Annotated in this window: 6 protein-coding genes; 5 read left to right on the forward strand and 1 reads right to left on the reverse strand. The window is 74.3% G+C overall.

All coding sequences use genetic code 11. The annotated features are described in order from the left end of the window. Positions 1 to 184 precede the first annotated feature (184 nt). The 5 genes from TA90_RS02960 (at position 185) to TA90_RS02980 (ending at position 8,126) form a co-directional block, all read left to right on the forward strand. Entirely contained in the window at positions 185 to 1,534 is a 1,350-nt protein-coding gene (locus TA90_RS02960; RefSeq protein ID WP_043534530.1) for a hypothetical protein, read from the forward strand. A 423-nt stretch (positions 1,535 to 1,957) separates the two neighbouring features. Further along, complete coding sequence (locus tag TA90_RS14855) at positions 1,958 to 2,170, forward strand: hypothetical protein (RefSeq protein WP_043534531.1); 213 nt, start codon at positions 1,958 to 1,960, stop codon at positions 2,168 to 2,170. 67 nt (positions 2,171 to 2,237) lie between these two features. After that, on the forward strand, positions 2,238 to 6,284 hold the full coding sequence (locus TA90_RS14115) for a DUF3418 domain-containing protein (protein WP_082031314.1): 4,047 nt from the start codon (positions 2,238 to 2,240) through the stop codon (positions 6,282 to 6,284). After that, positions 6,235 to 7,608 (forward strand): DUF3418 domain-containing protein, encoded by a 1,374-nt coding sequence (locus tag TA90_RS02975; protein WP_043534532.1) that lies wholly within the window; start codon positions 6,235 to 6,237, stop codon positions 7,606 to 7,608. The genes TA90_RS14115 and TA90_RS02975 overlap by 50 nt, the downstream gene beginning before the upstream one ends. Next, positions 7,605 to 8,126, forward strand: a complete 522-nt coding sequence (locus TA90_RS02980) for a SprT-like domain-containing protein (protein ID WP_043534533.1) — start codon at positions 7,605 to 7,607, stop codon at positions 8,124 to 8,126. Before TA90_RS02975 ends, TA90_RS02980 begins: the two co-directional genes overlap by 4 nt. A 102-nt stretch (positions 8,127 to 8,228) precedes the next feature. Here the strand turns inward: TA90_RS02980 and TA90_RS02985 are convergent, their stop codons facing one another. Further along, entirely contained in the window at positions 8,229 to 10,856 is a 2,628-nt protein-coding gene (locus TA90_RS02985; protein ID WP_043534534.1) for a transglutaminase TgpA family protein, read from the reverse strand. Between the last annotated feature and the right edge of the window lie 290 nt (positions 10,857 to 11,146).

Consider the following 11,146-nt stretch of genomic DNA (forward strand, 5'->3'; position numbering starts at 1 on the left):
CCGGGCGCGGGGGCCACCGACCGGCCGGACCGCCTCGCCGGCCTGGATGACTTCGCCGCTCCCCGGAGGGCCGATCGTCCGCCCTGATCACAGGGCCCGGGTGGCACCATGGGTCACGTACCGCAACCGCCGACGACCCCCGACGCCGGTCCGTGTGACCTGCGGAGGGCCGAGAAGGAGCACCATGGACGAGGGGCAGGGAACGCGTGACGGGCAGCAGGGGAACCGCAGCACGCCGCCCCCGCCCCCCGCTCCTGCTGATGGGACCGCGGCAGGGACCACCGCCGGTCCCGGGTCCTCGGATCCCGCGGACAGGCCGGTCGGCATCGCCGCACCCGCAGCAGCCGGAGCGGGAGGTCGTTCCTCCCAACCGGCCTGGGTACTCCCCACCATCGTGGCGCTGACCTCGGTGATCGTCATCTGCCTGCTCGTGCTGGGATGGTGGTTCCTGTCCGGGAGGGCCCAGACGGCCTCCGTCGACGTCGGCCAGCAGGGCACCCAGCCGAACGGCGGGTCCGCGCAGTCCGGCCAGGAGTCCGGGACGCAGTCACCGCCGACCCGGAGCGCCACCTCCGCACCCTCTGCTCCCGCACCCACCCTCGCAGACCTCGCCAACGCCACGATCCGCGTCCCTCCCCAGTGCGCCGCCTTCGCCCACCACAGCCCGGGCGGGAGTGCGGACACCGTGACCTTCAGCGGCGGGGTGGCGACATCGACGGAGGACGCAGCGACCATCACCCTCGAGGACCGGGTCACCACCACGGTCTCGGGCACCCCGGTGGCCGTCGTCTCCATGCGGTGCTTCGGGGGAGGCAACTACTCCTCGGACTCCATCGGTGTCTATGACGGCTCGCTCGACCTGGTGGCCGGCGCAGAACCCGCAGCGGATGGGGAGGTCGGTGGGTACGTCCCCGATCTGCAGGTCCAGGACCTGGAGGCGCAGGAGCAGGACTCCACCGTCTCCTTCACCGTTCCCGCCATCGGTGTCTTCGGGGACGGGTCCTGCCACGCGTGCACGAAGAGTGCCAGCGCCGCCCTCACGTACCGACTCTCCACCGGCGCACTGACCCTGTCGGACATCGTCTACCGCACCCCGTCGGGATCCGTCCGTCCTCCGGACGTCGCAACGCTCCAGACCTTCGTCGAGGCCGTGTCCACGGGGGACGACCGGAAGGCGGCGACCTGGGCCGCCGCCGACCAGATGAAGGGACTTGACGACCACCTCGGCGGTCCCGGGAACACACAGACCCAACGGGACGCGCAGTTCCCGACCGACTCCCGGGTCGTCGGGTGCGCATTGGTGGGTCCCCTGGACGACTCGATCTCCAACACCGAGACGGTGGCAGGCAAGCCTGTGCCCGTCTTCGAGGTCGATGGGATGAGGGCCGGGGACTTCGTCTGCCCGGTCGTCTCGGAACACTCCGTCCAGGAGGTCATGGCCCCCACGCGGGACGAGTACTCCGTGTACCTCGTGGTGCACAGCGACGACCAGGGGAACCCCTTCGTGTACTTCTTCGGTCGCGACTTCGGCTGAGCGGGTCTGCGGCCCCGGCCGGGGCACACGGCCGGGGTCTCGGCCCGGGCCTCGATGCGGGTCGGCCGGCCCGTTGCGCGCGCCCGGGCCCTGTCCACGAGGAGGACCGGCGTGCGCAGTCCGGCCCGGCGTCGGCAGGAGGGGTTCGTGCCGTCCTCGGTCCACAGCCTCCGCAGGCACCTCCGGTCATCCACCGTGGCCGCTCCCACTCCGCCTGACGCCTGCGCCCCTCGCTAAGCTGGTCCGGTGCCCGAACAGCCCCGTGACCCGCGCCCGGAACCCCGTCGTTCCGGTGGTGGGGGCCGCCCTCGGGGCAAGCAGACCCGCGGTGGTGCACGTGGGAGGCGAGGCGCGAAGCCGCCCTCGTCGACACCGGAGCGCCGGGAGGGACGCCCCGACCGCACCCCCGGCGCGACCCCGGGCGTGGAGGGGACGTCGACGCGCCCCCCACGTCCACGACGCCACCGCAACCCCCGCCACCAGCGCGCCCACGTCTTCCGGCCCTTCACGCCCGAGCAGCTCGCCGCGCGCGCCGCCGCGATCCCCGTGATCACCTACCCCGACCTGCCCGTCTCCGACCGCCGCCACGACATCGCCGAGGCCATCCGGGACAACCAGGTCGTCATCGTCTCGTGAGACCGGCTCGGGGAAGACCACCCAGCTGCCGAAGATCTGCCTGCAGCTCGGCCGCGGGGTGGCCGGGATGATCGGGCACACCCAACCCCGACGCATCGCCGCGCGCGCGGTGGCGGACCGCATCGCCGAGGAACTCGGACAGAAGGTGGGCCGGGCGCCGGGCGAGGTCATCGGCTACCAGGTGCGTTTCACCGACGAGGTCGGGCCCACCACCCTCGTCAAGCTCATGACCGACGGCATCCTGTTGGCCGAGATCCAGTCCGACCCGCTCCTGCGCCGCTACGACACCCTCATCATCGACGAGGCCCACGAGCGCTCCCTCAACATCGACTTCATCCTCGGCTACATCGCGCGCCTGCTGCCGCTGCGCCCCGACCTCAAGGTCGTCATCACCTCCGCGACCATCGACTCCACGCGCTTCGCGGCACACTTCGGGAGGTGGGAGGGGCGTCGCGGACGGTCGCGGCTGGTCGCCCCGGCTCCCGTCATCGAGGTGTCGGGCCGCACCTACCCGGTGGAGATCCGCTACCGGCCGCTGTCGGCCGACCTGCCGCGCAACTGGTCCTCCTCCACCCCCCCTTCGGCGAAGTCCGCTCAGTTCCCACCTCGAAGTCCGTCCTCCCCTGCGGCGAGACCCGCCTCCACGGGCCGCGGCACGGACGGGGTGCCGACCGGGAGCAGGCCTGACACCGCTGACGCCGAGTGGTCGGGAACCAACGGGGACATCGCCTCCGACGAGACCGGGACCCCGCACCCCGGCGTCCAACAGCTGGTCCTGGAGGACCCCGACGACGACCTGCCCACCCTCGGCTACGGCCTGGGGGAGGACATCGACCAGGAGCAGGCCATCTGTGACGCCGTTGACGAGCTCTGCGCCGAGGGACCCGGCGACATCCTCGTGTTCCTGCCCGGTGAGCGCGACATCCGCGACACCCAGCAGGCCCTGGCCGACCACCTGGGCCCCCGCGCCCTGATCGACCCGAAGGCGCCCCACCGACCCGACGCCATCGAGATAGTGCCGCTGTTCGCGCGCCTGACCGCCGCCGAGCAGCACCGTGTCTTCGAGCCCCACTCCCTGCGCCGCGTCGTGCTCGCCACCAATGTCGCCGAGACCTCGCTCACCGTGCCCGGCGTCCGCTACGTCATCGACCCGGGCCTGGCCCGCATCTCCCGGTACTCGAACCGCACCAAGGTCCAGCGTCTCCCCATCGAGCCGATCTCCCAGGCCAGCGCCAACCAGAGGGCCGGGCGATCCGGGCGCGTCGCCGACGGCGTCGCGATCCGCCTCTACTCCCAGCGCGACTACGAGTCCCGCCCCGAGTTCACCGAGCCGGAGATCCTGCGCACCTCCCTGGCCTCCGTCATCCTGCAGATGGCGGCCCTGGGTCTGGGCGCCGTGTCCGACTTCCCCTTCCTGGACCCCCCGGAGCCGCGCGCCGTGCGCGACGGCATCCAGCTCCTGGTCGAGATCGGGGCACTGGAGCCCGATGACGCTGCGGCCCCGCCCTCGTCCGTGGGCACCGGCACCGCCACCGCCGGCCACGACCGCCGCGGGGGGAGGGACACCGGTGCACGAGGGCGGACCTCGAGCCCCGAACAGAGCGGACTTCGCCGGAGTGGGGGGCACCGGCTCACCGCCGTCGGGCGGGACCTCGCGACCCTGCCCATCGACCCGCGCCTGGGGCGCATGCTCATCGAGGGCGACGCGAACGGCTGCGCCTCGGAGGTCCTGGTCATCGTGGCCGCCCTGTCCATCCAGGACGTCCGCGAGCGCCCCCTGGACCACCAGCAGGCCGCCGACGCCTCCCACGCCCGCTTCACGGACCCGACCTCCGACTTCATCACCTACCTCAACCTGTGGCGCTACCTCAACGTCCAGTCCCGCGACCTGTCGGGCTCGGCGTTCCGGCGCATGTGCCGCGGGGAGTTCCTCCACTACCTGCGTTTCCGCGAGTGGCGGGACGTCGTCAACCAGCTGCGCCAGATGGCACGACCCCTCGACCTCGACATCCACCCCATCGGGGAGCCCACCCCCGCCCAGGTCGCCCACGCCGCGGCCTCCGGTGGCATCGCCGACGCGGCGGCACGGGCCGTGGTCGCCTACACGGCCTCCTCCGGCACGGTCGACGCGGACGAGGTGCACCGCGCGCTGCTCGTGGGACTGCTCTCGAACCTCGGCAACTGGGACGAGGCCAAACGGGACTACGCCGGCGCCCGAGGCACGCACTTCACGATCTGGCCGGGCTCCGGCCTGGCGCGCTCCCACCCCGCCTGGGTGATGACGGCGGAACTGGTGGAGACCTCCAGGCTCTTCGCGCGCACCGTCGCCCGGATCCGCCCGGAGTGGATCGAACCCCTGGCCGGGCCCCTGCTGCGCCGGGTCTACTCCGAGCCGTACTGGTCGACCTCCCGCGGCGCGGCCATGGTCAAGGAGAAGGTCCTCCTCTACGGGATGACCCTGGTCGCCGACCGCCCGGTGCTCCTCGGGCGCCTCGACGTCACCTTCGGCGGGGGTCAGCGTCGCTCCTCCGTGGCGCGACCCGGGACCCTCGCCGGCGTGGCCCAGGGACTGCGCGCCCGGGGACGCGGGGAACGCGAGGTCGGGGAGTCCACCGCCCTCGCGGACGCACTCAGCGAGGCGCTGGTGGCCTTCGGCGTGGAGGGCACGGTCGGCAGCGGCAGCGGCGCGCACGAGGGCGGCCCCGCGGCAGCTTCCGGCACCACCTCGGGTTCGCCTGAGGGGGGCTCCGGCACCACCTCGGGTTCGCCTGAGGGGGGCTCCGGCACCACCTCGGGTTCGCCTGAGGGGGGCTCCGGCACCACCTCGGGTCCCGCCGCCGCTTCCGGTGCCACGTCTGACGCCGAGCCCCCCGCAGGTGCGACCGACCCGGGACCCGTGACACCGGCCGGCCCGGACGCCGGGGAGGGACCGGAAGCGGACACCGGCCCGGAGGTCGACGCGGAATCCGCGGAGGACTCCGGCATCACCGCCCGCGAGCTCGCCCGCGAGATGTTCATCCGCCATGCCCTGGTGCTGGGCGAGTGGCGCGAACACCACCGCTTCATGGACCGCAACCAGGAGCTCCTCGAGGATGCCCGCGAGGCCGAACGCCGCTCCCGCACCCATGGTCTCGTGGCCGACGAGGAGGCGCGCTTCGCCTTCTTCGACGACCTGATCCCCGCCGACATCGTCTCGGCCCGCCACTTCGACCAGTGGTGGAAGCACCAGCGCCGCGAGACCCCCGACCTGCTCACCTACACCCCGCGGATGCTCCTGCCCCGGGGGGCGGGGACGGATCCCCGCGACTTCCCCGACCACTGGCAACAGGGGGACCTCCGGCTGCCGCTGACCTACCGTTTCACCCCCGGGTCCACCCGCGACGGCGTGACGATGACGATCCCCGTGGAGGTGCTGCCGCGGGTCGGCGAGCAGGGAACCGACTGGCTGGTTCCGGGCATGCTCGAGGACCTCTGCACGGAGATGGTGCGCGCCCTGCCCAAGGCGAAGCGACGGCTGCTGGCACCTGCACCCGAGGTGGGGACCAAGGTTGCGCAGTGGCTCACCCGCGCGCTCGCGGGGGAGACCCCGACGGGACCCGCCGCGGGGGACGCCGGCGCGACACCCTCCGGACAGGGCGGTTCCCGGTCCGGTACAGAGTCCCGGCCGGACACCCGACGGGGCGGCGACGGGAGCGGAACGACCCCCGACCCCCGCTCGCTCGACGCGGCGTTGGGACGCCTGGCGGCCTGGACGCGTGCGAGCGGACAGAGGAACACCCCGGCCCGGGGAGCCGTGTCCGGCGCAGGGTCGGATGCCGGGTTTCCGTCCGCGGGCAGTTCCTCGCCGGGAACCGGCACGACGACGCCGGCAGCGTCTCCGGCATCCGCGCCCACGGCCGCACCCGCACCCACGGGGGGCATCCGCGTCCTCAGGGGCGTCCACGCCCGCGGCGACACCGGGCGGGACCTCCGGGGAGGGCTCCGCCCCGTCCGCGGAGTCGTGGAGGCTCCACCGCCCACCCTTCACCCAGGCCTTCGCCCGCGCCGTCTCCGAGGTGCGCGGAGTGAACCTGTCCCCCGCGGACCTCGCCCACGCCGAGGCCGGACTGCCTGAGCACCTGCACATGACCTTCGTGGTCGAGGACTCCTCCGGGCGTGAACTGGGAGCGGGACCGTCCCTCGTCCAGCTGCAGCGCACCCTCGCCTCCCAGGCGGACAAGGCGGTGCGCACCGCCGTGCGCGGCGCGGTGGCGGAGGCGTTCGCGGAGGCCGCACGCCACGACGGGCGCCACGACGGGCACGGTCAGACCGGTGCTCAGGGTCACGCCCGGAAGGGTCGGCGGGGCACGGTCGGGGAGGCTGCACCCACGAGCCGCTCCGGCGCCGCGGAGGGTTCAGGGGTGCCGTCCTCGTCGACCGGTGCGGTGCCCGGGGGACCAGAGGGACGGACCTCAGGGCCGGAACAGAGCGGACCTCGAGGGGAGAACGGAGCGGACTTCGGGGCTGGAACAGAGCGGACCTCGGCGGAGCTGCACGCGGACGGCCTGGTGGAGTTCCCCCCTGTCCCCCTTCCGCGCTCGGTCGAGTCCCGCGGCACCGCAGGCATGCTCCTGCGCGGCTTCCCCGCCCTCGTGCCCCAGGGCACCGCCGACGCCCCCACTGCGGGTGTGCGCGTCATGGCCAGCCCCGCCGAGGCGGACCGCCAGCACCGCCTCGGGCTGGCCCGCCTCCTGCTGGCCCGGTTGCACCTGTCCACGACACGGGTGACGACGCGCTGGACCGGCCGGGAGGCCCTCATGCTGGCCGCCTCCCCCTATCCCGACACGACGGCACTGTTGGCCGACGCGCAGCTCGCCTCCGCGCAGTCCCTGGTCGACGAGCTCTCCGGGGACCGGGGCCCCTCCGCGGTGCGCTCCCGGGAGGCCTTCGAGATCCTGGCCGCCCGCGCCCGGGAGCTGCACGAGGACCGGGTGCACGACATCCTCGGCCACGTGGTGCGGGCCCTGGGGGCGCTGGGGGAGGTGGAGGGCATGGTGCGCGACCACCCGGAGGCCTCCCTGCACGAGGTCGTCGCCGAGGTGCGCGGACAGTCACGGGACCTGGTCCACGCGGGCTTCCTCGCCGACACCCCGGTCTGGGCGCTCCCCCACCTCGCCCGCTACCTGCGGGCCGGGGCGGTGCGCATCGGGAAGGCCGCGCAGGGTGCCCGCGCCCTGGCGCGTGACACCCGCGACGCGGAGGTGGTGCGCGACGTCTCCGAGGAGGTCGACTCCGCGCGGGAGCGCGCCGCCGCCCGACCCTTCGAGCCCGTCGAGGCGGCGCGCCTGGAACGGGCCCGCTGGATGGTCCAGGAGCTGCGCGTGTCCCTGTTCGCCCAGCAGCTGGGGACACCGCAGAAGGTCTCCGCCAAGCGGATCCTCGGGATGGTGGAACAGTGAGACGCGAGGACGCCCGGTCCCTGGCCCGCGCGCTCATGGACGCCCACGGGTTGCAGGAGTGGACCTTCCGGTTCGACCGTGCGCGCCGTCGGGCGGGGGCGTGCACGCACGCCACGCGCACCATCTCACTGTCGGCGCCCCTGGTGGACCTCTACGACGAGGAGGCCGTGCGGGGCGTCATCCTGCACGAGGTCGCCCATGCCCTCGTCGGGGACTCCCACCACCATGACGAGGTCTGGCGGCGTTGCGCGCGCCGCATCGGTGCCCCCGACTCGGCGAGGCTCCCGGCGTCCCTGCCCAGCCCGAGGGCTCCCTGGGTCGGGACGTGCCCGAGGTGCGGGGCCTCCCGCGAGCTCTTCTCCGCGCCGCGCCGTGTCGTCGCCTGCGGGGCGTGCTCCCGTGTGTTCGACCCGACCCTGGTTCTGGTCTGGACCAGGGACGGCGTCCCGACGACGCCGGGGGGCTCCTACGCCCGCGAGCTGCGCCGACTGCACGGCACCCACCGCCGCGCCGGCTGATCCCCACCGGTCCGGATCCGGCGTGCGGAGCGGCCCGATGGGGGCGCCCCGCCCCCCACACCAGAACCTCGGGTGCACCAGAACCTCAGGCGCACCAGAACCTCAGGTGTCCGGGCGTTCCTTCACACCGCTGCTCCGTTCCGACCGGTGCGGGAGGTGCCACCGCCGACTGCGACCGCCGCGGCTTCCCACCGGCCCACCCGGCAGTGCCGAGGTCGGCAGGAGGGCGGCCCTCAGGCGCCTGCCCCACCCGGAACGTCCACGCAGGTCCGCCACCGCCCCGCTGAGTGCCGCGCGCAGGCGGTCCCGGTCGACGGGCGCGCCTGCGGCTCCTCCGCCCCCGAACCGCTCGGCGACCACCGCATCCGCCAGGAACCGCGCATCGTCGGGCGCTGACAACGCCCCCTGGGAGACCAGGTGCTCCACCAGTCCCTCCGGGGTCCTCGCCCTCGCCCTCGTGCCGGACCCTGACGCCGTTCCAGACCCGACCCCGGTCCCCGACCCGACCCCGCTCCCCCGCCGGGCCTCCGCGCCCTGCCCCGGCCCGGGCTCCGACCCCGACGTCTGCGGAGGGCGACCCGCGCCGGCGGCCCCCCCACCCAGGCAACGGAGGTCGACGGCCGTGTCGTGGAACTCCGCCCACGCCGCCCCGGCCGGGGCAGCGCCGCCGACGATCTCCCGCCGCCGGCGCATCCGGCGGACCCGCCGCGCGACGGTCGGCCCACACGCCGCCAGTACGAGGAGCACCAGGAGTCCTGCCCCCACACCCGGGACCCACGTGGGAACCCCCGTGGCAGTCCCCCCACCCGACTGGGCCTGACCTCCCTGCTGTCCCGGGACGTCCTCGCGGTCCTGCCGACCCGGGTCACGGGCCGGCGCGGACGCCTCGGGCCCCGACTGGGCATCGGCGGAGGTCGTGTCCGGGTCCTCCGAGACGGCCTCGGCCCTCATCCCTGCCCCGCCCGGTGTCGGTTCGAAGGCGATCCACCCGATCCCGTCGAAGTAGACCTCCGGCCACGCGTGCAGGGACCGGTTGTCGACCTGTGTCCACCTCCCCGACCCGGCAAGGCTCGCGTACCCCACGGCCACGCGGGTCGGGATGCCCAGGCTGCGAGCCATGACGGCGAAGGTGGTCGCGAAGTGGACGCAGTAACCCTCGCCCTGCTCGAGGAAGGCCTCCATGGTCGCGTAGGGGTCGTCCGGGTCCGACCCGGGCGTGTAGGGGGCCGCCTCGTCGTAGGTGAACGAGCCCGAACGGAACCAGTCCCGCAGGGCGGCAGCTGCGGCGTAGCGCCCCGTGGTCCCGGCCGTGACCTCGCGGGCGGTCTCGGAGACCACCGCCGGCACGTCGTCGGGCAGGCGCGTGTACGGCTCCAGCTCGGGCACGTCCGCGCTGACGGGTTGGTCGAAGGGGCCGCCGGCCCCGGCGCCCGAGAGGAAGGAGCTGCGCACGTCGGGGGAGTCCGCGAGCGGCCACGCCCAGGCCGAGTACGCCATCCCCCTCCTGGTCAGCGCAGAGGTGGACCTGGCGGTCTGCGCGCCCTCGACCCAGTGCCACTGGGTCGGGTCCCACTCGTCACCGTCGGCGCCGGTGCCGGAGACGCCCGGCCAGCCCGGCGCACGCAGCATGTAGGTGTCCTGGGGCACCGGCAGCCAGGCGCTGACCAGACCCCGGATCTGCACGGTGACCGCGTTCATGGACCCGGCGACCGCCTCCGGGGTCAACTCCTCCGGAACGGGGTCCCCGGTCGGGGTCCGCAGGTCGAGGACGTCGGACGAGGACGGGTCCGGGGTGTCGTCCGGCCGCCACGTGCCACCCTCGAAGTCCACCAGGACGGCCAGGGGGAACCGCATGGCACTGCGGGGTGTGGCGCCCGTGTAACGGAAGGCCACGGCTCCCGCCGGTCGGACGAGGTCCTCCCCGAGGGTCACGGTGACGTCGGGCACGTTCGGGGAGATCGGGGAGACGGCGATCGCCGAGGAGTTCCACACCCGGTCCCGTGTCGCGGGGACCGCCAGCACGGCGGTGGCGCCGACCGCGAGGACCAGGACCGTCGCCGCCGGGGCCCGCCACCCCGGGGGGCTCCCTGCCCCGACCCAGAGGAGGAGGCACAGGCACACCGCAGCACCGACGAGGAAGGACCCCTCCACCCGCTGGGACGTGACGGCCACGGGCACCAGGAGCACGAGCACCGCGGCGGTGCCGGCCAGGAGTGGGGCGCTGAGTCCCACCAGCAGGAGGGTCGACACCCACACCCCCAGCAGGCACGCGAGGACGACCACGTCGGCGAGCGGGGACCTCACCTCCATGGGCGCCACCCCCTCGGAGATCTGCAACCTGGTGGTGACCAGGGCCGCCCGCGGGTCGAGCACCCACGTGCCCAGTCGCCCCCCGAGCTGGAGCTGCACCACCAGCACGCCGGCCCCCGCTGCCAGACCTCCCAGGCACGCCCCGAGTCGCGAAGCGGGGAACGCGGTCCTCACGAGGGCGGCGACGCCGAGGACGGCAGCCGCGACGGCCAGGGAACGCAGGTACCAGTCCCCCCGCTCGAAGACGCCTCCCATTGCCCCGAAGGCGAGCGCCCACAGGGCGAACACCACGAGCGCACCGAGGAGGGACCACCACCGGGGCTCGTCCCGGTCCCACTGTCCGTGGGGTCCTGCCCGGACCCCACGGGGACCGCTCCGGTCGGCACCGGTGTCGCTCACCCCGATGGTGTCGGTCGCCATCCGTGGAGTCTTGCGGCCGTGCTCAGGCATCGGTGGCACCGCCCCGCGCGGATGCGCCGTCAGTCCGTGCAGGAGTGCCGCCAGCCCGTGTGGGTGTCCCGCTGACCCGTACCGGAGTCCCACGGTCACGCAGGGGTGCACCACCGGTCCGGGCGGGGCCCCGACCGGCGCCGGGCCGCGCGGGCCCCGTCCGGCCAGGCCTGTTCCCCGGCGGCACCGCCTGCGTCCCGGTCGCCGCCGGGAGGCTGGCGAGACTCCAGCCCTCCGGCACACTCTGCTCCGCCCTCGTC

This window comes from Actinomyces polynesiensis (genome assembly GCF_000820725.1).
GTDB classification, from domain to species: domain Bacteria; phylum Actinomycetota; class Actinomycetes; order Actinomycetales; family Actinomycetaceae; genus Pauljensenia; species Pauljensenia polynesiensis.

Bases quoted from the DNA above. Each gene is read 5' to 3' on its own strand.
- TA90_RS02960 (WP_043534530.1), top strand. From the start codon at position 185: ATGGACGAGGGGCAGGGAACGCGTGACGGGCAGCAGGGGAACCGCAGC.
- TA90_RS14115 (WP_082031314.1), top strand. From the start codon at position 2,238: ATGATCGGGCACACCCAACCCCGACGCATCGCCGCGCGCGCGGTGGCG.
- TA90_RS02985 (WP_043534534.1), bottom strand. From the start codon at position 10,856: ATGGCGACCGACACCATCGGGGTGAGCGACACCGGTGCCGACCGGAGC.